Source organism: Streptococcus sp. WM07 (assembly GCF_004570525.1).
Classification (GTDB): domain Bacteria; phylum Bacillota; class Bacilli; order Lactobacillales; family Streptococcaceae; genus Streptococcus.
Genome location: NZ_SPPZ01000396.1, coordinates 1 through 204, shown reverse-complemented (window position 1 = coordinate 204; position 204 = coordinate 1). Strand labels below are relative to the sequence as shown.

General features: G+C 46.6%; 1 protein-coding gene. It reads left to right on the top strand.

The window, feature by feature from the left end; all coding sequences use genetic code 11:
* Window positions 1–204, top strand: a 204-nt coding sequence (locus E4T71_RS09720) for a hypothetical protein (protein ID WP_135039055.1), incomplete at both ends; no start/stop codon positions are given.

Sequence of the window (204 nt, the reverse complement as noted above, 5' to 3'; positions counted from 1 at the left end):
GAGTAGACAATCCAGGGGATCGTCCACCTGTACCATATGATGACACACCATTGGTACCAGGAGATAACCCCCCATTGCCATATATTCCGGGTTATACCCCGAAAGATCCAGATGGAAATCCCTTGAAGCCAGTTGATCCAACAGATCCAAGTAAAGGTTATGTACCGCCATCAATTACAGATCCAAACGATCCAGCCAAGGATA